This is a genomic window from Micrococcaceae bacterium Sec5.1 (genome assembly GCA_039636795.1).
Taxonomy (GTDB): Bacteria; Actinomycetota; Actinomycetes; order Actinomycetales; family Micrococcaceae; genus Arthrobacter.
In genome coordinates this window covers 1,586,063-1,609,083 of the sequence record CP143430.1, presented here as the reverse complement: position 1 = coordinate 1,609,083, position 23,021 = coordinate 1,586,063, and the positions used below count along the sequence as shown (strand labels likewise).

The following is a 23,021-nucleotide window of genomic DNA, read 5'->3' as shown; positions in this document are numbered from 1 at the left end:
CTAATCGGAGAACGCCGACCAGCTGGTTACGTTCTGTCATTGGCGGCAGCTAACTGGTCCAGTGCGGCCTCTGCTGCAGCTTCCGCCTCTCCTGAGGGCACCGGCTCCGGCTTCCGTGCCCACAGCCCCTTTGTGAGGAGATAGGTCTGCTCAATGTGGATCAGACCTGCGTCATACTTCCGGAGGTTATCGTAGGTCTTCCTCATCTCCCCACGGTCAGCGATCAGCCCCCGAGCAACGGCGCTGCCCAGTATCCATGCGGTGTCGATCACCTTGATACCGAACTGGGTGGCCAGCTTTTGCCCCCTATGTTCGTCAATGACTACGTACACCTCCTCACCCCGATCTTTGCGGACCATGGCGTGAGCGATGACCAGGATTTCGCCTAGGTCCTTAGTGTTCGTAAGCCGTTCCGCCAGCGGTGTTCCCGATAGTTTCTTGACGGCATCCGATAGGGCTCCAGCATCATCAGAAGATACCGATGAGTCAAGGATTCCCACGTGCTCATGTTCGGTCAGTAACCGCCAGTTGCTTACTGTTCCGGGCGGGAAATCCCGTCGGTTTGAGCCGCGGTTGCCGACCTCATCATCCACAACATCCGGAACGTGGAGCTGGTTTGAGCCACGTTGCAGGACCGCGACCAGTAGGGCCTGCTTGGAAGCGGCGCAGAAAGTGATGCACGGTCCTGCGTCCAGGATCGTTATCTGTGTGGGCATGGGTCAGGCCGGTCCGAACGCGTCCAGATCGGCCCATGCCACTTCGATAGTTTCAGGCCTGATCCCTGATTCTTCGAGTTCCTGGAGCTGCCGTTCGGGATCCACCCCACTAAGTGCTGCAAGGCCCTGCACGGAGATCAGATTCCGGATGTAGGCCTCGGTGGCGTTTTCGATGAGCCGCTGCGGTGGCCGGGGTGTCTGACTTTCCGCAGCCATGGCCCTATAGTCACCGATCCACCCGAATCGCAGCGCCAGTCCTTTGGCAGTTTCACTCCACCAATCCGTCTTTTGCGCAGTTGTGATCCATCCACAGGCCTGCATTTGGATCAGGGCAATGGCAGGCGACACTTGGAAGTGGTGTACGACGGAGGAAACGTGACGAAGGGTTAACTGGCCTTGAACGGCACGCAAGTCTTCAAGGAATGCTACAACGCCCTGAAGAGGAGCCAGTAGGTGTCTGGCGAAGGTGTCAGCCCGCATTTCTTGGGGCGTCCGCTCAGACGGGTCATGCCGCAAGCCGGTTTCGTAGTCTGCAAAAATGATGTGACCGAGTTCGTGTCCGAGTGATGATCGCTGGCGTTCGGGAACAGAAGTGGTGGCCACTCCAATGACCGTCTTTGCGCGCACAGGGTCCGTCGCCACCATGCCGTCCATCCCCTCGGGCATGTCCAGGATTGCAACGTCCGCTCCGGGTGAGACAAGGCCGATCAGCCCGTGGAGATCAGCGATTGGCCCGCTGCCCAACCCATGCTGGTCACGGATCTTCCTGGCCGCGAGATATGCCGGCCGCTCGCTGTGGCCGACGCTTGCAGGAATGGATTCTTTTTCCGCCATCACGCGCCGATGCCGTGCATGGCTAGGTAGGCGTCTATTTCCAGGAATTGTGTCAGCCGCGCCTTGACAGCCGCAGCGTCTGCAGTGGATGTGCTGGCACGGCTTGCTACCAGCACCCGGTCCCGGACCGGCGTCTCGTCCAGAATCGCTTCCACCGGGCAGCCTAGAGCCCAGGCAATGGAGATGATCTCGTCCATGCGGGCAACACGATTACCGCTCTCGATACGCTGCAGCGTGCTCTGAGAAATCCCGGTGAGACCTTCAAGATGGCGCTGACTGAGGTCCGCCTCAACCCGCCGCCGAGCTATCCTCTCCCCGATATTTACTCCCACGCTAATCCCCGACCTTGAATCAATATTTAAAAACTTGATTCAAGCATAACTGATTTTGGCCTGGACCAACATCGCGTCCGCGCCAGGTGGGCATTGAAGGCGGTGCCCACTCCGCGGTCAAAGCTCCTTGTGTCCGTGCCCCCTGGGACCATGCCCCTTGAGGACAGCCGGAAGCTCACCGGCCACAATGCGCTGTGCCGTCACGGTGTTACCGTCCTTGGTCCCTGCTATCCGTACCGTGTCTCCGGCCTTGAGATCCGCCGCGGTAGCTGAAGGCAGCGTGGGCTTCCCCTTGCCGTTGCGCAGTTGTGAGAGGTCCGTAGGTATGCGTGAGATGTGGGTCCCGGAGTCGATTGCGTAGCTCTGTGTAAAGCCATCCTCGCTCTTGACGGTGATCTCAGAATCGCTCACCGACGCGATCTTGCCCGTCTGTGTGACCACAGTGCGGAAGGTGCCGTCCTGCTCTTTCACAACGTGCTCGCCATGGATCCCCTGGGCCCGCCCCTCAGCGCGCTTGGCGCCGTCAGATGCCGAGGGACTTGGTGAGGCAGTAGCGCTCGACGGCGATGGGCTGGGCTGGGTGCCTGCCCACACTGCGGCAGCCCCGCCGCCGGTCAGGGCGACGGCAACGCCGCTGGCGATAAGGGCCTTACGAAGGCCCGGTGTAATGGTGGCCATGCATCCATTCTGCGCCCCTTACAGAAAAAAGTAGCTCGCAGTTGCGGTTGTTCTGAGCTTTCAAAACAACCACAACTGCGAGCTACTCGGGCAATTCGCCGCCGAATTTAGCCTTCGACGCCGAGCTTTTCCAGGATGAGTTCGCGAACGCGGCCAGCATCAGCCTGGCCACGCGTTGCCTTCATGACACCGCCCACAATCGCGCCGATGGCCTGGACCTTGCCGCCACGGATCTTCTCCGCGACGTCAGGCTGTGCCGCGAGGGCGGCGTCGATGGCTTCCAGCAGCGGACCGTCGTCGGAAACCACCGCGAGGCCGCGCTTTTCAACGATCTCGGCCGGTGTACCTTCGCCGGCAAGAACGCCGTCCAGGACGTTTGTAGCCATCTTGTTGTTGATCTTGCCGTCCTCGACCAGCTTGTTCAGCTCGACGATGACCTGCGGTGTGACACCGAGAGCGGAAGGATCGACGTCGGCAACCTTGGCGCGGCCAACAATCTCACCCATCCACCACTTCCGGGCAACATCTGCGCTGGCACCGGCTGCGATGGTCTCCTCGATGGAGTCCATAACGCCGGCGTTGACCACATCGCGGAACTCCAGATCCGAGTAGCCCCAGGCTTCCTTGAGCCGCTTGCGGCGTTCGGCCGGCGGCTCCGGAAGGGTGGCGCGAAGCTCCTCCACCCACTCACGGGAGGCGACGACGGGAACCAGGTCCGGCTCCGGGAAGTAGCGGTAATCGTCGGCGTCGGACTTGGCGCGGCCCGACGTCGTCGAACGCGTGTCCTCGTGCCAGTGGCGCGTCTCCTGGATCACCGGCTGGCCGGAGTCCAGGACTGCAGCGTGGCGCTGGATCTCGTAACGAACGGCGTGCTCGACCGCGCGCAGGGAGTTAACGTTCTTCGTCTCCGAGCGGATGCCGAAGCGTTCCTGGCCGTGCGGGCGCAGGGAAACGTTGGCGTCGCAGCGGACGTTGCCGCGTTCCATCTTGGCGTCCGAAACACCAAGGTTCTTCACGATTTCGCGGACCGCGGCAACGTAGGCCTTGGCCAGCTCCGGGGCGCGGCTTCCGGCACCCTGGATCGGCTTGGTGACGATTTCCACCAACGGAACACCCGAACGGTTGTAGTCCACCAGCGAGTAGTCGGCGCCTTGGATGCGGCCCGCCGAACCACCCATGTGGGTGAGCTTTCCGGCGTCCTCTTCCATGTGGGCACGCTCGATCTCAACGCGGAAGATCGTGCCGTCCTCAAGCTCGATGTCGAGGTAACCGTCGTAGGCGATGGGCTCGTCATACTGCGAGGTCTGGAAGTTCTTCGGGGTGTCCGGGTAGAAGTAGTTCTTCCGGGCGAAACGGCAGTACTCGGCGATCTTGCAGTTCAAGGCAAGGCCGATCTTGATGGAGGACTCCACAGCCGTCTTGTTCAGCACCGGGAGGACGCCGGGCATGCCGAGATCCACCTCGTTGACGTTGGTGTTCGGCTCGTCGCCGAAGACGTTCGGTGCGGAGGAGAACATCTTGGTCTTGGTGTTGAGCTCCACGTGGACCTCGAAACCCAGAACAGGATCGTACTTCTCCATGGCCTCTTCGAAGCTCAGGGTTGCGTCGACGGACATTAGTTTGAACCTCCCGCGGAGTTGGATGCGGCACCGAGAGCGGGTGTCTTCAATTCAGGAGCCTGGGCAAGAAGCGGGCCGCCCCACTTTTCTTCCAGGATGGCCTCCAGCACAGCACCGACGCGGTACAGGCGGGCATCCTGGCGGGCAGGGGCCAGGAGTTGCACGCCAACGGGCAAGCCGTCCTCGTCAGCCAGGCCACCGGGCAGCGACAAGCCCGGGATACCAGCCATATTGGCGGGAATGGTGGCGACGTCGTTCAGGTACATTGCCAGGGGATCGTTCGCTTTCTCCCCCAGTTTGAACGCTGTGGTGGGAGCCGTAGGCGAAATGAGGACATCCGCCTTCGAGAACGCGGCGTCGAAGTCGCGCTGAATGAGCGTGCGGACCTTCTGCGCCGAACCGTAGTAGGCGTCGTAATAGCCAGCGCTCAGGGCGTAGGTGCCCAGGATGATGCGGCGCTTGACCTCATCACCAAAGCCAGCGGCACGGGTTGCACCCATGACACGCTCGATGGTCATCGGGGCGTCCTTGGGCAGGGCGCGCAAGCCATACCGAACGCCGTCGAACTTGGCCAGGTTGCTGGACGCCTCGGACGGCATGATCAGGTAGTAAGCGCCCAGGGCGTACTTCAGGTTGGGGCAGGAAACCTCAACAATTTCCGCGCCTGCATCCTTCAGCAGCTGAAGGGACTCGTTGAAGCGGTTCTCGACGCCGGCCTGGTAGCCCTCGCCGTGCAGCTCCTTGATGATGCCGATCTTCATGCCAGCAACATTGCCCACGCGAGCAGCAGCGGCCAGGTTGTCGAACGGATCGGTCAGGGACGTGGAATCGAACGGATCATGACCGCCGATGACTTCCTGCAACAGAGCCGCGTCCAGCACCGTGCGGGACACCGGGCCAATCTGGTCCAGGGAGGATGCCATGGCAATCGCGCCGTAGCGGGAAACTGCACCATACGTGGGCTTGACGCCGACGGTTCCGGTGACAGCACCGGGCTGGCGGATCGATCCACCGGTGTCCGTACCCAGCGCCAGTGGCGCTTCAAAAGCAGCGACGGCGGCTGCCGAGCCACCGCCTGAACCACCAGGAATGCGGTCCAGGTCCCAGGGGTTGCGGGTGGGTCCGTACGCCGAATGCTCCGTGGAGGAACCCATGGCGAACTCGTCAAGGTTGGTCTTGCCCAAAATGGGCATCTTGGCCGCGCGCAGCTTCTTCACCACGGTGGCGTCATAGGGGCTGTGCCAGCCCTCAAGGATCTTCGAGCCAGCCGTCGTCGGCTGGCCAATCGTCACGATCAAGTCCTTCACTGCGATCGGCACACCGGCCAGGGCATGAAGTTCCCCGGCAGCGGCGCCACCAGCGGCACGCGCAGCGTCAACCTCGGCCGCAACAGCCAGGGCTTCCTCAGTATTAACGTGCAGGAACGCGTTGATCTGGCCGTCCACGTCAGCAATACGGTCAAGGTGCGCCTGCGTCACTTCAACAGCGGAGACCTCGCGGGCAGCAAGCTTCGCAGCAAGATCGGCAGCGGAGTGGCGAATGAGTTCGTTCTTCAGCTCAGTCATGGTAATTAGTCCTCATCCAGGATTGCCGGGACCTTGAAACGGTTCTCGTAAGCATCCGGAGCGCCGGACAATGCCTGCTCAGCCGTAAACGTGTGGCCCACGATGTCCTCACGGAACACGTTGGTCAACGGAATCGGGTGGGACGTGGCCGGGACATCCTCCCCGGCGGCTTCGCTGACGGACTTCACCGAATCCACGATGACGGCAAGCTCAACCGCCATCCTGTCCAGCTCTTCGGCACTCATTTCAATGTGAGCCAGACGCGCAAGATGCGCGACGTCGTCACGGTTGATCGCAGCCATGGATCTCCCCTGCAAAGTTCAAATGGTTTTCCGAACCAGTCTACTTGGCTGTGCGGGACGATACCGACGCCGAATGGGTGAGCAGCAGCTGACCCGGCGCCTTTCGGCGGCCCGCGCGACGCTCCCTCGGCTGCTCGCTCGTTCCTCGCTTAGACGCAGCCTACGGGAGGTCCCGCCCACCGCTGATGTGCCTCCCTCCCCTAACGCCGAACCCACCCAGCGCCGAGTCACCCCAACAACAAGCGAGACAGCAAAGCGGACCATTCGGGCTTTGCTGTCTCGTTTGTTTATTGGGGTGGGGGCTGGGTGGGTTTGGCAGTGGCTCCTACGTGTGGGCTGAAGCGGGTGCCCCTCGCAAACGAACCCAGGCATCCGGAAGCGTGCGTCAAAGCGACGAAGGAGCAGCACGCGGAGGATGTCTGGGTTCTTTTGCACCGGAGGGCGGCTGTTTCGGGCCGCCGTCCGGATGCTGTCTGTCTTGCGTAGCGGCCCCCGGATCACAGAGGCCCTATTGGAGCAGGTCAGCCGATGCCGATTGCTCCGGTCAGCACACCGACCGCGAGCATGACGATCGAGATGACTGCTGTGCGCCAGAGGACCTTCTTGTGGTGGTCGCCCAGGTCTACCTTTGCCAGGGACACGAGCAGCAGGATCGCAGGAACCAGGGGGCTCTGGAGGTGGAACGGCTGGCCGGTGATGGAAGCGCGGGCCATGTCTGCTGCGCCAACGCCATAGTGGGCTGCGGTTTCGCTAAGGACCGGCAGTGCGCCGAAGTAGAACGCGTCGTTGCTCATGAAGAAGGTCATCGGGATGCTCAGCACGCCGGTGATGACTGCCATGAACGGACCCATGTCCGCGGGGATGATCTGGACGAGCCATTCGGACATTGCCTTGACCATGCCTGTGCCGTTGAGGACACCGGTGAGGACTGCAGCGGCCATGACCATGCTGACGACGGCGACGATTGACGGTGCGTGGGCGATCAGCTGGGCGCCCTGGTCCTTGACCTTGGGGAAGTTGACCAGCAGTGCGATAGCCGCGCCCACCATAAAGACGAACGGGAGCGGGACAATGTTCGCTACCAGGGTGACCATGACGGCGACCGTGAGCCCAAGGTTGAACCAGAACAGTTTGGGGCGGAGCGTGGCGCGGTTGGGATCCAGCGCGGTATCAGCCATGGCGGTGTCGTGGTCGTCCACCAGCTCTTCAGTACGTTCAAGAACTGCGACGCCGGCCCCTCCGCCCGTTACCGGCTTGGGTGCGGTGCGGCCAAAGCCGAAGCGGCCCTTGCTGAAGCCTGAACCACCAGCACCAGTGGCGGCCGAACCGCCGCGGCCATTGCCGCCGTCGAACGCGTCAGCAGGATTGGCGACGTCGCCCCAGATTTCGGGAGCAGTGGTGCGGAGGCGGTTACGTTCCTGCAGACCGAGCAGCCAGGAGAAGACGAGCACGACGATGAGGCCAACGATGAGGGACGGGACCATGGGGACGAAGACATCGTTGACATCCAGCTTCAGTGCGGTAGCGGCACGGGCTGTGGGGCCGCCCCACGGCAGGATGTTCATGGTGCCGTTGGCGAGACCCGCCACGCAGGTGAGGACCACGGGGCTCATCTTCAGGCGCAGGTAGACCGGCAGCATGGCGGCGGTGGTGAGGATGAAGGTGGTTGAGCCGTCACCGTCCAGGGAGACTGCCGCGGCGAGGATAGCTGTGCCCAGGACTACCTTGGCGGGATCATTGCCGAGCTTGCGCAGAATGAACTTCACCAAGGGGTCGAACAGCCCGACGTCGATCATCAGGCCGAAGTAGATGATGGCGAACATGAGGAGCGCGGCCGTGGAGGTCATGGACTTCATCGAGTCCATGACCATGGGGCCTATGCCCAAGCCGGCCCCCGCGAAGAGACCAAAGATGGTGGGGACGATGATCAGCGCCAAGACGGGCGTCAACTTTTTGGTCATGATCAGGACCATGAATACCGCAATCATTGCGAATCCAAGCAAAACCAGCACGGCCGGCTCCTTACTACTGTGAATGGCACCACTTCGGTGTGATGCGCACTACAGACGTTATAGTGGCGCCCGTCACGGGCTGGGGTTTCCGGGAATTGTTGGGAATACTGATCATTGCGAGCGTTTTGCGCATTGTGCTCAGTGCTTCAATGGAGCTGGAGGAAAGGAGTCACGGTGCCGCGCTTTACCAGGGTCAGTATGCGTTTCTCCACCCAGACGCTCCTTCTCCAACTGGGGGTAGTTCTGCTTGTAGTGCTCCTGAGCGGCGCCGTCCACGCGTGGCTGGTCTACGAACGGATCGGCGACGAAGCCGAAAACCAAGCACTCACGCTCGCGCGCACAGTTGCGGCGGATCCCGATATCAGGGAAGACGTCCAGGCCATCAGCAAGGAAGAAGGAACCCCGCCAGCCAGCGTCCTCGCCGCCGGGCCCTTGCAGGCAGCGGCAGAAGCAGCCCGGATCCGCACTGGGGCGCTCTTCGTGGTCATCACGGACGAAACCGGGCTTCGCCTGGCCCACCCGGAACTTGCACGGCTCGGTGAACGCGTGAGCACCGATCCCTCCGTAGCATTGGCCGGCCAGGAAATCACCACCCGCAACACCGGCACTTTGGGTCCATCGGCGGGTGCCAAAGTTCCGGTTTACGCACCCTCATCCGGCGGCGCTGCAACCGCTGGCACCATCGTGGGTGAAGTCAGCGTGGGCTACTCCATGGAGTCCCTCAGCAAGAGCCTGGCACGGGACATTGTGCCCATTGCCCTGACTGCGGGCGGCGCACTCCTGGCTGGCGTCCTCGCTTCATTCCTGCTCCGGCGCCGCCTGCAACGCCTCACGTTGGGTTTGGAACCTGAGGAGATCAGCACGCTCGTCCACGACCAAGTGGCAGTGCTCCAAGGCGTGGACGAGGGCGTAATCGGGATCGCCGCCGATGGACGTATCTCCGTGTTCAACGCGGCTGCCGCAAGGCTCCTGGACCTGCCCGACGCCACCGGTCAGGACTGGGCCACAGCCAACGTTCCCGGGCAACTCAAGCAGCTCACCCAACCGGCAGCCCGTGACGCCGAAGCCGTGGAACTGGTAGCAGGAGGACGAGTCCTGGTGGCCAGCGCCCGAAAAGCCTGGCACCGCAAGGAAGACCTCGGCTGGGTAGTCATGCTCCGCGACCGCACCGAACTGCAGCAACTGACCCGACAGTTGGACGCGGTGGGAACCATGTCCACCGCCCTGCGCGCCCAGCGCCACGAATTCGCCAACCAGCTCCACACCATTGCCGGCTTCATGAGCATCGGCCAACACGAGCAAGCCAAGGAATACCTGGCCCGGATCTCCGCCACAGGGCCGCTGAAGTTCCCTGTAGAGCAGGCGGAACTCCTTCAGGACACATACTTGCAGGCTTTTGTCGGCGCCAAGAGTGTAGAGGCTTCCGAACGAGGAGTGGCACTGCGGATCGGGCCGGAAACGCTGGTCCGGGGACACGTGGCCGATCCGCAGGACGTTACCACAGTGCTCGGCAACCTGATCGACAACGCCGTGAGTGCCGCCGTCGCCGGTTCCGCTTCGGAGCGCTGGGTAGAACTTGAGTTGCTTGACGATGCCGGCCAGGACAGCGGAACCCTGCATATCATCGTCGGCGATTCCGGAGACGGTTTGGGTGCCCTGGAACCCGAGGAAGTCTTCGCTGAAGGATTCACGACGTCGGAACAACCGGTACGCCCAGGGGCCGGACAAGGTTTGGGCTTGGCTTTGGTGCGGCAGTTGGCCCGGCACAGAGGTGGGGACGTCCGTGTCCTGGAGACCGGCAGGAAAGGCGGCCCCGGAGCCGTCTTCATGGCGACAATACCGGGCGTGATGGGGCGAGCGGCCACAGGCGCTGAAGCCTCAACCGGCACGGCACCTGGCACGGAAGCCGGTACGACAATGCGGGAGGACAGCAGTGGCTGAGGATTTGAGGGTGCTCATCGTGGACGATGATTTCCACGTTGCCAGACTGCATGCAGCCTACGTGGACTCGGTGGCTGGCTTCATGGCGCTCGCTCCGGCAGGTTCGGTGTCCCAGGCTCTGCAGGCGATCCACAGCCTGCGTCCTGATTTGGTATTGCTGGACGTCTACTTGCCAGATGGTTCAGGGCTCGATTTGCTGGGCCAGTTGGACATCGATGCGATCATGCTGACGGCGGCCTCTGATGCCCCATCCATCAGGGTTGCGATTCGGCGCGGCGCCCTGGGGTACTTGTTGAAACCCTTCACCGCGGAATCCTTGTCCCAGCAGCTGAGGTCCTATGCACGGTATCGCCGGATCCTTGGGCAGCAAACGGGTGTAGACCAGACCACCATTGAGCGCGCCAAACGGGCACTGATCCCAGGTGACGTGACGCCCACGCAAAAACCACGCTCGGCAACGGAAGCCGCGGTCCTGGAATCACTGCTTCCCGGCGAACAGTACTCAGCCGCCGAGGTCGCAGACCGGGTGGGCGTTTCCCGGGCGACCGCGCAGAGGTACCTATCTTCGCTTGCCGACGATGGCGCCGTCGAAATCCAATTACGCTACGGAAGCACGGGCCGCCCGGAACACCGCTACGGCATTCCGGGCTAGCCATCCGGATCGCAGTTGGGTGAGCTACGCGGACTTCTGCGCCACGAGCTCGATCTCTACCAGCATCTTGGAATCCAGGAACGGCAGCACGTGCACCAGGGCCAGGGTGGGGCGGATCTCCCCGAAAACCTCACCGTGGGCGCGTCCTGCGTCTTCCCACTTGCTGATGTCCGTCAGGTACAGCTTGGACTGGACGACGTCCTCATAAGAGAACCCGGCTTCTTCCAGGACCGTTCCAAGCTTCTCAAGGATGTATTTGGTCTGCGAGTAGAAGTCATCGCCGACGATGCCATCAGGCCCACTGGCCGCCGTGGCAGAAATGAAGAGTGTGTTGTCCACCTGGACCGCGCGGGAGTATCCCAGGGTCTGTTCCCAGACGGAACCCGTGCCATATGTCTTGCGCATGCCGCGCCTTTCCTGATCGCTGTGCCCGTCCCGGTTGTACAAACCTGGCGGGGTTTACGAAAGGAAACTTTATGACTGTGGGAGGTCCAGCCTGTAAACGAACAGCTTTATGTCGGTGCCGGGGACGAACCAGTCGCGGTGCGGAGCGCGGGCAAATCCGGTCCGGGCGTAGAGGGCATTGGCACTCTCCCAGGTGGCTCCCGTGGTGAGGGAGACCGCACCGATGCCGTCCATCGTTTTGGCTTGCTCGACGACGGCCTGCACCAAAGCCCGTCCGGCGCCGGAACGCTGCACTGCCGGATCTACCACAAGGGTGCGCAGTTCCAGTTCGTCGTCCAGGCCGATGTCCGAGAAACCGCCACCCGCTGGTGCTGCCGTGACGGAACCGATCACCTGGCCGTTCCGTTCAGCAACGAAGATCTCGGCGTGCTCCGCGCGCGCTGCCACGTCCTGGAGTTGCTGCAGGTACGGGTGGTCCGCGCTGCCGTAGTACCCCGCGGTGACGTATGAATCCTGCGTGATGCGGGCAACGTCGTCGTAGTCTTCGGGCAGGGCTGGGCGGACAGTAATCGACGAATGCACTTATCAATGGTAGTGGCGCGGTCACCGCACCAAACGCCAAACAGCCCTTTCCGTGACCGAACTATCAGTCCGCCCTGGAATGCCCGACGGCGGATTGTTGCGCCATGTTGATGAGGCCGGGTATCGCTGGGCTGCTTTTCTGTTGCCTTCTGTGGCGCTTGATTGAGTCCCATGGCGTGCCGTGAAGCCCGGTTTCCCGGTGTTGCGGGCACGTGTCGAAGAGCTGGCGAAGCGCGCTGCGACCGTGTTTGAGTTGCCACACGCACCCCTCACCCGAGCCTAAAGCCCCAGCAAAACCAAGGAGAAATCCATGTCCACGCCACAACGCCAACTCCACCTCAACGCCTTCCTGATGAGCACCGGCCACCACGAAGCCTCGTGGCGTCTCCCTGAAAGCGATCCTTTCGCCTCCACCAAAGTCCAGCACTACCAGCACCTGGCCCGCACGGCCGAACGCGGAAAGCTGGACTCCATCTTCTTCGCGGACTCCCCTGTCCTCTTCGGCGAGGTGGGCCGTCGCCCGGCCGGCAAGCTGGAACCCACGGTCCTGCTGACCGCCATCGCCGCCGCAACACAGAAGATCGGTCTGATCGCCACTGCCTCCACCACTTACAACGACCCCTTCAACCTGGCACGCCGCTTCGCTTCGGTGGACTGGGTGAGCGGAGGCCGCGCCGGTTGGAACGTCGTCACAACGGCGGGACCGGATGCCGCGCGAAACTTCGGCGTCGAAGACCAGCCAGCACACGCGGTCCGCTACGAGCGGGCGGCCGAGTTCATCGAGGTAGCCCAGAAACTGTGGGATAGCTGGGAGGATAACGCAGTGCTCGCCGACAAGGCCGAGGGTGTGTGGGGAGATGCCCACAAGATCCGCGCCATTGAGCATGAGGGCAAGCACTTCCGGGTCCGCGGTCCGCTGAACGTCCCCCGTTCCCCACAGGGCCACCCGCTGATCGTGCAGGCCGGATCCTCGGAGGACGGCAAGAAGCTCGCCGCCCAGTACGCCGAGGCAGTCTTCACCGCGCATCAGACGGTGGAGGATGCGCAGGCCTTCTACGCCGATCTCAAGGCCCGCACCTTGGCCGCTGGACGGGACCCCGAAGGGATCAAGATCCTGCCGGGCATCGTCCCGGTGATTGGTTCCACGGAGGCAGAAGCGCTGCAGCTCGAGCGCGAACTCGATGAGCTGATCAAGCCTGAATATGCCCGGGAGCAGTTGGCAAAGACCCTGCGGGTGGCACCACAGGACCTGCCCCTGGACCAGCAGCTGCCGGCAGACCTTCCCTCCGAAGATGACATCGAGGGTGCAAAGAGCCGCTACACGCTGATCGTGGAGCTTGCCCGCCGCGAGCAGCTCACGGTCCGGCAGCTGATCGGTCGCTTGGGTGGCGGGCGTGGCCATCGCACGTTCTCGGGGACGCCTGAGCAGGTAGCCGACGCCATCCAGGACTGGTTCCAAGCAGGCGCAGCCGACGGTTTCAACATCATGCCGCCGGTTCTCCCCTCTGGTTTGGAGATCTTCGTGGACCAGGTGGTGCCCATCCTCCAGCAGCGCGGCCTCTTCCGCACCGAATACACGGCTTCGACGCTGCGCGGACACTACGGACTTGCACGGCCCGCGAACCGATTTGCAGGTTCTGCGGCTCAGCAGCTCACCTCCATCGGCTCGGCGTTCTGATGACCTTACGGTAAAACCCGGCTGTAGCTGTTACCGCTTGGGCCAACTCCACAACGGGCCTTCCAACGAACCCAGTCCCTTGATTCTGGTCTCGCCCAGGTCCTTGTAAAGCTCGTGCTCGTGGGCCGCTCCACTTTCCCGGAGCGCCCTGAGCAGGGCTTCGGAGTGTGTCACCACGATCATCTGGCTGTTGGCACTGGCTTGGACGATGAGTCCAGCCAGTGCCGGCATCAGATCGACGTGGAGGCTCGTCTCGGGTTCGTTGAGGACCATCAATTCCGGTGGGCGCGGAGTGAGCAATGCGGCGGTCAATAGCAGGAACCGCAAAGTTCCATCCGAGAGTTCGGCTGCCTTCATGGGCCGCAGCATGCCAGGCTGCCGCAACTCCACACTGAAACGACCGTCGCTCACGGCAATCCCGAGGCGGCTTCCCGGAAAGGCGTGATCGACGGCGGCATCCAGCTGCCGCTCAAATCCCACTTCGCGCAGGGTCTGCAGTGCCGCAGCCAGGTCCTTTCCGCTGTGGTGCAGCACGGGGGTGCGTGTGCCGAGTTGCGCCTGCCGGGCGGGGGCTTCGGCATCTGTCCGGAAGTGATCGTAGAACCGCCAGGAACGCACGGAGACCCGGACCCGCAGTACTTCTGGAGCCCGGTCCTGGTCCGATACTTCCGTCAGCATGCTCTGGAAGGTGTCCAGCCGCCGCGAAAGTTCAGTCCAGTCCCCGTCAGGTCCCCGGAGCTTCGCAAGGCTTCCTTTGCGATCCACCAACAGGGAACCTGGCCTTGCCACTGGTCCGGAAAAGATCTGCTCGCGCTTGATCTCGGGATCCAAGCTAAAGGCAGAAGGACGGGGCCTGCCTGTTTCCTGGTCGAATCCGGCTCCACTGGACACGGGCATCCCCAGGTCCACGAGGTAGCCGAAGTCGTCCCCGGAATAGCCCAGCTTCAGGTTGACGGAGTCCCTGCGCACCGTGCCTTGGACCGGAACTTCGCCACGCCGCATTGCTTCGCTGATTGATTCAGGACCGGCCCAGAGTGTGGACGCCAGTCCGCCATCCCTGGCCAAGGATCCCACCACGTTTCCGGAATCGCCCCCGGCGCATTCGGCCAGCAAGCGCAGTGCGCGGTACAGGGAGGATTTGCCGCTGCCGTTGGCTCCTGTGACCACGTCCAGGCCATGCAGCTCCACCGCGAGATCGCGAATGGAGCGGTAATTGGCGATCGCAAGGGTCCCGATCACGGCGAGGGCATGCTGGTCATGGGTGCAGGAGGGTCATGGGTGCAGGAGGGTCATAGGTACAGGAGGGTCACAGGGGAAATTTGCCGGATAGCTCCAAGGCCCCTGCGCACGTCCACGCGGCCAAGCGATCCTCGATGGTTGGACCGCCGTCGAGTGGGCTCTCAAGCCGTGGCCTGCGCACCCAACAGCCCGCTTCTTCAGCGATCAGGGCGCCGGCAGAGAAATCATGCTCGTTCAATCCGCGCTCCCCAAAGGCGTCATAGGTGCCATCTGCCACCAGGCACAGATCCAAGGCCGCGGAACCCAGCCTCCGAACATCCGCGAAGCCGTTCATCAGTTCGGCGAGGCCTTCCGCTTGATTGGCGCGGGTATCGGGATCGTAACTGAATCCTGTGGCAAGGATGAGGCCGGTACGTCCGGGAACGGGGCCATCCAAGCGGGTAGTCTCCCCCGCGACTTCCAGCCAGGCGCCCTCGCCCCGGGCCGCCGAATAGACCCGGCCCAGAGCGGGCGCGTGAACTACTCCCGCCAGCCAGACGCCGTCGGCATCTGCCACGGCCACTGACGTGGCGTAATAGACGATGTTGCGGATGAAGTTGGTGGTGCCATCAAGGGGATCAATGGACCAGCGGTAACCCGAGGCTTGCTCGGGCCGCGTTGTACCGTGCTCCTCGCCCGTGATGGCGTCGTTGGGCCGTGCCGCCAGGATTGCCTCGCGGACTGCGTTCTCGGCCGCGATATCGAACTCGGTCACCCAGTCGCCGGCATCGCCTTTGTTGGATATTCCCAACCCCAAGCCGCCTGTGCCTGCGGCAGATCTCCGGGACAGGACAGCCGCGCCCGCAGCAGCAGCGCGTTTCGCTACCGCGAGCAGCTCGATGGCGTCGGTCATTCTGCTTCTGCTTTCACTGTCTCGGCGGCTTCGGCGTCGGTTTCGGCGTCGGACTGGGTCTCGGGGTCAACGTCAGTGTCGGCTTTTGCCGGGCCATTCGCCAACAGCTCGCGGAAGCCGTCCTCATCCAATATCGGAACACCGAGCTGCTCGGCTTTATCCAGCTTGGTCCCGGCACTTTCTCCCGCCACGAGGTAGCTGGTGTTCTTGGACACGGATCCGGAGGCCTTCCCGCCACGGATGATGATGGCTTCCTTGGCCTCGTCCCGGCTGAAGTTGGGCAGCGTCCCCGTGACCACGATAGTGAGGCCCTCAAGGGTTCGCGGCATGCTGGTATCGCGTTCGTCTTCCATCCGCACACCGGCAGCTGCCCAGCTGTCCACGATCTCGTTGTGCCAGTCCACGGCGAACCATTCCTTCAGTGCCGCCGCGATGGTAGGTCCAACGCCGTCCACATGCGCAAGCTGATCTTCGGTCGCATTTCGGATCGCGTCCATGCTGCCAAAGGCCGTTGCGAGGGCCCGGGAGGCGGTGGGTCCCACATGGCGAATGGACAATGCCACGAGGACACGCCACAGGGGCTGCTTCTTCGCTTTCTCCAGCTCGGCAAAGAGTTTTTCCGTGGTTGCCGTCGGCTTTGAAGGCGACTTGGCCGTCCCCCTTGAGTAGAAGTACGGAACAAGCTCATACTGGCCCGTGCCAACGCCCTTGGACCTCTTCTCCCGGCGGATCATGACATTGGCCAGATCCTCACGCTTCAACGAGAACAGCCCGGCTTCGCTGGTCAATGGAGGAGTCTCCGGCTCTGCCGGCTGGGTCAAGGCGATTGCCGCTTCCCAGCCCAAGGCCTCGATATCAAACGCACCGCGGCCAGCCAGATGGAAAACACGCTCACGCAGCTGTGACGGGCAGGACTTGGCGTTGGGGCAACGGATGTCCACATCGCTTTCTTTCGCCGGTGCCAGCGAGGTACCGCAGGATGGGCACTCGGTGGGCATCACGAATTCGCGGACGGGTGGATCCTGTTGGTCACGCAGCGCCAGTACAGGCCCAACGATCTCGGGAATGACATCCCCGGCCTTGCGGAGAATGACGATGTCCCCGATCATCACGCCCTTGGCCTTGACCACATCCTGGTTGTGCAGAGTGGCCATCCCCACGGTGGAACCCGCAACCTTCACCGGCTCCATGAGGCCGAACGGCGTGACCCGCCCCGTGCGGCCGACGTTGACGAGGATGTCCAACAGTTTGGTGTGGACTTCCTCCGGCGGGTACTTGTAGGCGGCGGCCCATCTGGGGACGCGGGAGGTGTAGCCGAGGGCACGTTGTGTGGCGAAGTCGTCTATTTTGACCACGATGCCATCGATTTCGTGAAGGAGGTCGTGCCGGTGCTCGCCGTAATGCGCGATGAATTCCAGGACGCCCTCAAAGGAATCCAGGACCTTGAAGTAAGGGCTGACAGGCAACCCCCAGTCGGCCAGCAGCTTGTAGGTTTCGGATTGGCTCTTGGCATCCAAGCCTTCCCGGGCGCCGATGCCGTGAACGAACATGCTCAGTGGCCGCTTCGCTGTTTCAGCAGGGTCCTTCTGGCGGAGCGAGCCCGCGGCCGCATTGCGCGGATTGGCGAGGGGCGCTTTGCCAGCGGCAACCAGGGCCTCATTGAACTCAACAAAGGCCTTGGAAGGAATGAATACTTCCCCACGGATTTCAACTTCCGAGGGATAACCCGAGCCGCTGAGTTGGCGCGGGATCTCCTTGATGGTGAGGACGTTGTGAGTGATGTCCTCACCGGTTGTGCCATCACCGCGGGTGGCCGCGCGGACCAATTTTCCGTCCCTGTACAGCAGGTTGACGGCGAGTCCATCGATTTTCAGTTCAGTCAGCCAGGCAATGGGCGGGACGCTGTCCCCGAGTCGGGCCACCGACGCTTCAGCCTTGCGTACCCAGGCTTCGAGTTCCTCGAGGGAAAAGACGTCGTCCAGGCTGTACATCCGCTGTAGATGCGCGACGGCGGTGAAGGCGGCAGAGACTTCACCACCGACTTCCTGGGTCGGTGAGTCGTTGGAGACGAGTTCCGGGTGCAGCGCCTCGATTTCCTCCAGGCGACGGTAGAGTTCATCGAACTCGGCGTCGGAAACCGTGGGGGCGTCCTCTTGGTAATAGGCGTACCGGTACTTGCGCACGAGGTCCGCAAGCTGCTCATACTCATCCCGCAGGCTCTCCGACGGAGGTGTTCCCTCTTCTGCGACCAAGGCCGCAGCGGCATCCTGGGTTGTGGTGCGGACCGGATCTGGATTCTCTGGTGTGCTCACAGGTCTATCTTGCCGTAACCCACGGACATTATTGACCCGTCCGGATGTGAGCCCATGCCAGCCAATTCCTAGCTGCGGTTCTCGGGCGGCATGGCGATCTGCAGCTTGCGTACCTTTCCGCGTCCCACGATGTAACCGCGTCCAGGGATGAAGTCCTTGCTGATCCGGCCCAACGAGGTGTTCAGGAGGGTGTCCCCTTCCACATCTCCAGGGTTGAGCAACAGTCCACGCCTGCCCGATTTGAAGGGCTGGGCCAAGGACCACGCCTGGGACCAGGTAGACGTTTCGGACTCACCCACCACCCACTGATCGGCCTTGATGGCAGCCGTGACCAACCGTCCCACGCCCGATTCTGCCAACGTGTCCGTGAACTCAGTCAGTCCCTCGATGAAGATGGCCATGCTGCCCGGGTTGTCCGTGGCTTTGTCGATGAGGTCATCCACTACGTCCGAGACCTCGTCCGGCCCCACCAGGGACCTGCTCCAGATGTTCAGCGAGGCAACCGCAGAGCGGCGGGAGCCGATGTAGATAAGATCTGTCCGCGGGTTGGACCGCCGCAGCGCGTACGCCAACGTGACCAAGGCAACTGTGCGTCCGGCTCCTGGAGGCCCCGCCAGCAGGAGCGAACCCTTGGCAGCGATGGTGGCCGAACCCAAGGTCTCGTCGTCCACACCAATAACAGGATTGTCCGGTACACCGGTGGGCAGGATATCCAAGTCCACAAGTTCCGGAAGGCGCTGGATTTGTGGTGCCTGTTCCAGGCCCTGGCGCACCATGGCCTGGCTGAGTTTGGACACTTCGCGCGCCTGCAACGCCAGGTTCGAGTTGCCACCCAACACTGCCAGTTGGACTTCCAGCCCATCGAGCAAACCGCGGCCCGGAGGCGAGGCTGCGTTGAGGACGTCCTTGGGCACATCGAGTGTCATGTAGTCGTCTTCGGAGCTCAGACGCAGGACCAAACGCTTTTGGATCGAGGCAAGGAGCGACGCCGGAACAGAGTTGGTTCGTTCACCGCTCACTACCAAGTGGATACCCAGGGGACGTCCATCGGTTGCCAGCTGGAGGAAGATGTCCCACAGTGCGGACAGGTTGCTGTACTCATAGCCTTCACGGAAGGCGGACATGCCGTCCACCAGGATGAAGATACGCTTTTCGTCCGGACGGTTGGCGAGTTGCCGGTATTCAACAATCGTGGAAGCCCTGACCTCGGCGAACCGCGTCGCGCGGTCATCGGCGACCTCCTTGAGCCAGCGCAGCAGGCGGCCAACCCGCTCGACGTCGTCGCCGTTGATGACCTCCCCCACGTGCGGAAGTCCGTCCAGCATCTTCAAACCTGAGGAACCACAGTCGATGCCGTACACGTGGACGGGCCCACCACGCGGCGTGACGGCAGCGGCGATGGCGATTCCGCGCAGCGCCGCTGACTTGCCCGAACCACCAGTACCGTAGACGGCCATGTTGCCGTCCTTGTCCGGTTCGTAGAACACGGTGGGCTGGTCTTGGTGTGCGGGGTCGTCGGCCACGCCCAGCAGGAGTCGCTCGTCCGTGCGGGGGTTTGGCAGCTTGGAGAAATCGTAGGTCATGGCTAGTTCGTTCAGCCACGGCTTCCGTGGTGGTTCGATCGCAAGGAAGTCCGCCGCCCGGATGATGTTGCCGGTCATTCTGGCGATGTCGTTGGGGCCTGCGGGTTCTTCCTCCACAGCTGCGGCAGGCGGTGGCTCCCAGGAGGGACCGGATCCGAAGGCCATCTCCACGATGTCGATCCGGGGGCGCTGCGGCTTCTCTGTGGTCCAGCCACCGGCGTATCCAGTTTGGAACCCTTGGATACGCCCTGGCCCGGTCTTGGCTGCGCCACGGCCCGGAATGGAGGGATCGAAGTAGGCGGCCGTGGGGACGCCAAGAATGTCCACCGCATCCACTTCATCTGCCATGCGCAACGCAACGCGGAGGTTCGTGTTTGCTCGCAGGTTGTCCTTAATGACGCCCGCAGGGCGCTGCGTGGCGAGGATCAGGTGCAACCCCAGGGAACGTCCACGGGCAGCAACGTCCACCACGCCGTCAACGAACTCCGGGACCTCGGTGGCCAAGGCCGCGAATTCGTCCACGATGATGATGAGGTACGGCGGCGCCTCGGGGTCCGCTTCCCGCTGCAGCGCCAGAAGGTCCTTGGCCTTTTTACGGTTCAGGAGGCGTTCACGATAGTGAAGTTCGGCACGCAATGAGGTCAGGGCCCTGCGTACCAGGTGCGGAGACAAGTCGGTGACGAGCCCCACGGTGTGTGGCAGGTGCAGGCAGTCCGCAAAGGCAGCGCCACCCTTGTAGTCCACAAACAGGAAGCTGACTCGGTCCGGGCTGTACGCCGCTGCCATTCCCATCACCCATGACTGAAGGAACTCTGACTTACCTGCGCCAGTGGTTCCGCCCACCAGCGCGTGCGGTCCTTCGTTCTTGAGGTCCAGATAGAAAGGTTCAACCCCCTTGGAGCCCACCAAAGCACGCAGGCTACCGTTGTCCTTGCGGTTGGGCACCGCCGTGGCATGGACCGAGTTGTTCTCCTGCCAGCGTTCGGCCACGGCCTGCGGGTTGTCCATGAGTTCCTTGCCGATCAAGGTGGCGTAGGAAACGGCACGCGGGAGGTCCGAATCGTCCTCGAGCGGATTTCCGACGTCTACCAGCGGCGACATCATGCGCGCCAGCTGCGTGGCGAGATCGGCGTCGAGGCTTTCGCAACTCACCGGGTAGGTGTGGCGGCCAAGACGGACCTGGCCGGTGGTGGTGCCGTGATCGCCGTCGACAGAGAGGAAGTCGCGGCACGCAGCAGGCAGGGACTGCACATTCGCTGCCACCCACATAACGTGCACGCCGAAGTCCGGCCCGCGTTCCACCAGCCGCGTCAGCCGCCCCCGGTCTACAGGTGCATCGTCCTCAACAACTACCAGGACGGCAGGGATCACAGGGCCGTGAATCTCTTCGTGCTCGTCCTTGAGCGCGGGACGCGGCTGCGGACCGGGCTCTGAGGCCTGGGCCTCGCGCTGCTCCACCAGGTCCTCCAGGCGCGACAACAGCGAGGCGCCAGCAGCGGGGCCTGCGGCCAGATGATCGCCGGATAGAGGGCTGTGGCCGGAACCAACGTGCGGGAGCCACTGCAACCAGTCCCAACGCTCACGCGAGCGGGCCGAGGTCAGTGCAGTTAACACGACCTCCGCGGGCGAATGGAGTCCCACCAGCTGAAGCACCATGCCCCGGGCGACGTCGTCCACCACGCTGCGATCCCCTGCTACGCCGAATGAACCAGAAGTGCGCAGCTGGGACACGATCGGCACGCCATCAATGACGCGGACCTGCTGCAGGCATTCCTGGATTTCCCTCATGTACCGGGGTTCGGTTTCGTTGGCACCGGGTTCTTCGAACTCAATCCGCGACGGCGCAGATCCGAGTCCGAACCGGACTCCAAGGAAATGCTGATGCTCAGGCCGGTTGGTCCACAGGAGCGGGCCGAGTTTGTAGATGGCATCCACGGTATCGCTGACCGACGGCGCTTCCTGAAGCCGCACTGCCCGTTCAATGTTCTGTTGCCTGTCAATGTCCTCGCGGAACGCAAGCATGGAAGCCTGGAACTGCTTATGGCCTTCCTTCACCTGGCGCTTGCTCTGCATCTTGTGATCCACGTAGTGGCCAACGATGAACAGCGGCATCATGGCCATGAAAAGCACCGAGAGCAGGTTCTGGGTGAATGCGAAAAGAACGCCACCCATCAGCAGCGGGGCGATCAACATGATGTACGGGAATGGTTGGTGTTCGGGACGTTTGGGGCCAGCTGGCGGCACACGCTTGGGAGACTCGAACCTCGGCAGCACACGAGGCGAGCGGTTGAAGTCGACCAGCGGCGATGACGGGCCGCCTCCATGGTTCCGCGACAATGACAAAACTCCCACGGTGGTATCGCCCAGGGTCACCGTATCCGAGGATTCAAGCGTCGCCCGGGTGACCGGCAAGCCCTCCATGAGGAGTCCGTTGGCCGAGTTCGTGTCCACGATCTCCACGGTCTCGCCAACGGTGATGCGCGCGTGGCGCTTGGACGTCAGCGGATCCGAGAGACGGACGTCGGCGTCCCTGTCCCGGCCAATGTAGCTGGTGCCGAATGGCAGCGAAAATTCGCGTCCGACGTCGGGCCCTGACATAACGCGCAGGGTCGCCGCTGCTGGTCCGCGGTTTTGGCCGTTGGTACCGCCGTTGCCGTTCGAGGCGAACTGCTCGCTCACCTGCGCGAGCGAAACCTTGGAGCCTGGCCGCAGCCCGGACTCGAGCAGATTATCCGAGGGCCTGAGGACATGGCCTGAAAGCCCTCCGCCCACGAACGCTTCGTCCACGCTGATGGACAGGTTCGACGGCGGTTCGGTCCCCTTGCGTGCGGGGTCGGCGGCCCAAAGTTCGGTGGCGATGTCCGCCACGGTGGCGCGACCATCCACCGTAACGGCGAGGTCCTTTGCTTCCGCGGGGTCTCGCCGCAAGGTCAAGCGGAACTTCATGCTTCGTCTGCTCCCGACATGGTTTCCAGAAGGTACAGATCCGCGGCTGTCACCAGGTGTGAGGTCACGGCGTGCTCCACCAGGCGGGCTCGGCGGTTGGTAGCGAGTTTGCCCACGCCACCACGCAGGCCCACGACGCCCACGCGGTCCAATTTGTCGCAGACGTTGTCCAGCTTGCGGTTGAAGCGGGTCAGGGCCCACCCGAGCCTCTTGGCCGCCTCCGCCGACGACGGGATGGCGCTGAAGCCGGTGCCGTCCCGCCGCAGCATGGGCTCGGCGAGGGCGACGATCAGTGCTTTCTGCGAGTCGGTAAAGACCACAGGGCCAATGGTGGTGTCCCCCGCTTGGTCCTCGTCCCTGGCTTCATGCCGGAAGGACGGCGTCTTCAGATGCACGGCGAACTCATAAGTGGTAGGCCCGGCGGTGAAGATCACGTTGGTGTGGCTGAAAACGAGCGGAATCCGTGCGCCCGGAGCCAACCAGGCCTGCATACCGCCCGATCCGTCCGCGACGGTTGCAGAGAGCATGCTGCCGACGTTGCTCAGCCACCACATGCCGTCATAGCGTGCAATTTGCAAAAAGCGCCGATGCAGGTATGGGTTGTCGTCGACTTCCAGGTCCCCTTCGCGACCGATGTCAAAGACGTCTTCGTCGGATGGTTCGTACCATTCGCCACAGAAATCTATTGCTAGATCCCCCATGATCTGTGCCTCCTCAGATGGCCGTAAATGAG

The 23,021-nt window shown here is 62.8% G+C and carries 18 protein-coding genes; 3 read left to right on the top strand and 15 right to left on the bottom strand.

The genetic code is table 11. The annotated features are described in order from the left end of the window. Positions 1-26: 26 nt before the first annotated feature. The 8 genes from VUN82_07425 to VUN82_07390 all read right to left on the bottom strand — a co-directional run bounded on the left by VUN82_07425 (position 27) and on the right by VUN82_07390 (position 8,058). The gene (locus VUN82_07425; protein XAS73656.1) at positions 27-716 is read right to left on the bottom strand and encodes a hypothetical protein; all 690 of its coding nucleotides are present in this window, start codon (positions 714-716) and stop codon (positions 27-29) included. 3 nt (positions 717-719) lie between these two features. Further along, a complete protein-coding gene (locus VUN82_07420) occupies positions 720-1,550 on the bottom strand; it encodes an ImmA/IrrE family metallo-endopeptidase (protein ID XAS73655.1) in 831 nt (276 codons plus the stop codon). Then, the gene (locus VUN82_07415) at positions 1,550-1,882 is read right to left on the bottom strand and encodes a helix-turn-helix transcriptional regulator (protein XAS73654.1); all 333 of its coding nucleotides are present in this window, start codon (positions 1,880-1,882) and stop codon (positions 1,550-1,552) included. The genes VUN82_07420 and VUN82_07415 overlap by 1 nt, the downstream gene beginning before the upstream one ends. 117 nt (positions 1,883-1,999) lie before the next feature. Beyond that, entirely contained in the window at positions 2,000-2,560 is a 561-nt protein-coding gene (locus VUN82_07410) for a DUF5666 domain-containing protein (GenBank protein ID XAS73653.1), read from the bottom strand. Positions 2,561-2,667: 107 nt separating this feature from the next. Next, on the bottom strand, positions 2,668-4,176 hold the full coding sequence (gene gatB, locus VUN82_07405) for an Asp-tRNA(Asn)/Glu-tRNA(Gln) amidotransferase subunit GatB (GenBank protein ID XAS73652.1): 1,509 nt from the start codon (positions 4,174-4,176) through the stop codon (positions 2,668-2,670). Beyond that, positions 4,176-5,744 carry an Asp-tRNA(Asn)/Glu-tRNA(Gln) amidotransferase subunit GatA gene (gene gatA, locus VUN82_07400; protein ID XAS73651.1) on the bottom strand — a complete coding sequence of 523 codons (1,569 nt, stop codon included), beginning with the start codon at positions 5,742-5,744 and terminating at the stop codon, positions 4,176-4,178. Before gatA ends, gatB begins: the two co-directional genes overlap by 1 nt. 5 nt (positions 5,745-5,749) lie before the next feature. Continuing rightward, a complete protein-coding gene (gene gatC / locus VUN82_07395; protein XAS73650.1) occupies positions 5,750-6,046 on the bottom strand; it encodes an Asp-tRNA(Asn)/Glu-tRNA(Gln) amidotransferase subunit GatC in 297 nt (98 codons plus the stop codon). 521 nt (positions 6,047-6,567) lie between these two features. Continuing rightward, positions 6,568-8,058, bottom strand: a complete 1,491-nt coding sequence (locus tag VUN82_07390) for a CitMHS family transporter (protein XAS73649.1) — start codon at positions 8,056-8,058, stop codon at positions 6,568-6,570. Positions 8,059-8,256: 198 nt separating this feature from the next. Between VUN82_07390 and VUN82_07385 the strand changes: the two genes are divergently transcribed. Both VUN82_07385 and VUN82_07380 read left to right on the top strand, forming a co-directional pair. Continuing rightward, positions 8,257-9,999 (top strand): ATP-binding protein, encoded by a 1,743-nt coding sequence (locus VUN82_07385; protein ID XAS74642.1) that lies wholly within the window; start codon positions 8,257-8,259, stop codon positions 9,997-9,999. After that, on the top strand, positions 9,992-10,651 hold the full coding sequence (locus tag VUN82_07380; GenBank protein XAS73648.1) for a response regulator: 660 nt from the start codon (positions 9,992-9,994) through the stop codon (positions 10,649-10,651). The genes VUN82_07385 and VUN82_07380 overlap by 8 nt, the downstream gene beginning before the upstream one ends. Positions 10,652-10,675: 24 nt before the next feature. Here the strand turns inward: VUN82_07380 and VUN82_07375 are convergent, their stop codons facing one another. Next, the gene (locus VUN82_07375) at positions 10,676-11,056 is read right to left on the bottom strand and encodes a RidA family protein (protein ID XAS73647.1); all 381 of its coding nucleotides are present in this window, start codon (positions 11,054-11,056) and stop codon (positions 10,676-10,678) included. A 69-nt stretch (positions 11,057-11,125) separates the two neighbouring features. Next, positions 11,126-11,638: a GNAT family N-acetyltransferase gene (locus VUN82_07370; GenBank protein XAS73646.1), complete on the bottom strand. Its 513-nt coding sequence runs from the start codon at positions 11,636-11,638 to the stop codon at positions 11,126-11,128. Between the two features lie 310 nt (positions 11,639-11,948). Here VUN82_07370 and VUN82_07365 point away from each other — a divergent pair, with 310 nt between their 5' ends. After that, entirely contained in the window at positions 11,949-13,316 is a 1,368-nt protein-coding gene (locus tag VUN82_07365; GenBank protein ID XAS73645.1) for an LLM class flavin-dependent oxidoreductase, read from the top strand. A 30-nt stretch (positions 13,317-13,346) separates the two neighbouring features. Here VUN82_07365 and VUN82_07360 read toward each other — a convergent pair whose 3' ends face one another. The 5 genes from VUN82_07360 to VUN82_07340 form a co-directional block, all read right to left on the bottom strand. Beyond that, the gene (locus VUN82_07360) at positions 13,347-14,555 is read right to left on the bottom strand and encodes an AAA family ATPase (protein XAS73644.1); all 1,209 of its coding nucleotides are present in this window, start codon (positions 14,553-14,555) and stop codon (positions 13,347-13,349) included. A 67-nt stretch (positions 14,556-14,622) separates the two neighbouring features. After that, the gene (locus tag VUN82_07355) at positions 14,623-15,447 is read right to left on the bottom strand and encodes an inositol monophosphatase family protein (protein ID XAS73643.1); all 825 of its coding nucleotides are present in this window, start codon (positions 15,445-15,447) and stop codon (positions 14,623-14,625) included. Continuing rightward, on the bottom strand, positions 15,444-17,759 hold the full coding sequence (ligA, locus tag VUN82_07350) for an NAD-dependent DNA ligase LigA (protein XAS73642.1): 2,316 nt from the start codon (positions 17,757-17,759) through the stop codon (positions 15,444-15,446). Before ligA ends, VUN82_07355 begins: the two co-directional genes overlap by 4 nt. A gap of 68 nt (positions 17,760-17,827) precedes the next feature. After that, positions 17,828-22,288, bottom strand: a complete 4,461-nt coding sequence (locus VUN82_07345; GenBank protein XAS73641.1) for an FtsK/SpoIIIE domain-containing protein — start codon at positions 22,286-22,288, stop codon at positions 17,828-17,830. Beyond that, positions 22,285-22,989 carry a hypothetical protein gene (locus tag VUN82_07340; GenBank protein ID XAS73640.1) on the bottom strand — a complete coding sequence of 235 codons (705 nt, stop codon included), beginning with the start codon at positions 22,987-22,989 and terminating at the stop codon, positions 22,285-22,287. The genes VUN82_07345 and VUN82_07340 overlap by 4 nt, the downstream gene beginning before the upstream one ends. Positions 22,990-23,021 lie beyond the last annotated feature (32 nt).

Coding starts and splice junctions, on each gene's coding strand:
- VUN82_07425 (XAS73656.1), bottom strand. CDS start 716: ATGCCCACACAGATAACGATCCTGGACGCAGGACCGTGCATCACTTTC.
- VUN82_07420 (XAS73655.1), bottom strand. CDS start 1,550: ATGGCGGAAAAAGAATCCATTCCTGCAAGCGTCGGCCACAGCGAGCGG.
- VUN82_07410 (XAS73653.1), bottom strand. CDS start 2,560: ATGGCCACCATTACACCGGGCCTTCGTAAGGCCCTTATCGCCAGCGGC.
- gatB (XAS73652.1), bottom strand. CDS start 4,176: ATGTCCGTCGACGCAACCCTGAGCTTCGAAGAGGCCATGGAGAAGTAC.
- gatA (XAS73651.1), bottom strand. CDS start 5,744: ATGACTGAGCTGAAGAACGAACTCATTCGCCACTCCGCTGCCGATCTT.
- gatC (XAS73650.1), bottom strand. CDS start 6,046: ATGGCTGCGATCAACCGTGACGACGTCGCGCATCTTGCGCGTCTGGCT.
- VUN82_07385 (XAS74642.1), top strand. CDS start 8,257: ATGCGTTTCTCCACCCAGACGCTCCTTCTCCAACTGGGGGTAGTTCTG.
- VUN82_07375 (XAS73647.1), bottom strand. CDS start 11,056: ATGCGCAAGACATATGGCACGGGTTCCGTCTGGGAACAGACCCTGGGA.
- VUN82_07365 (XAS73645.1), top strand. CDS start 11,949: ATGTCCACGCCACAACGCCAACTCCACCTCAACGCCTTCCTGATGAGC.
- VUN82_07355 (XAS73643.1), bottom strand. CDS start 15,447: ATGACCGACGCCATCGAGCTGCTCGCGGTAGCGAAACGCGCTGCTGCT.
- VUN82_07345 (XAS73641.1), bottom strand. CDS start 22,288: ATGAAGTTCCGCTTGACCTTGCGGCGAGACCCCGCGGAAGCAAAGGAC.
- VUN82_07340 (XAS73640.1), bottom strand. CDS start 22,989: ATGGGGGATCTAGCAATAGATTTCTGTGGCGAATGGTACGAACCATCC.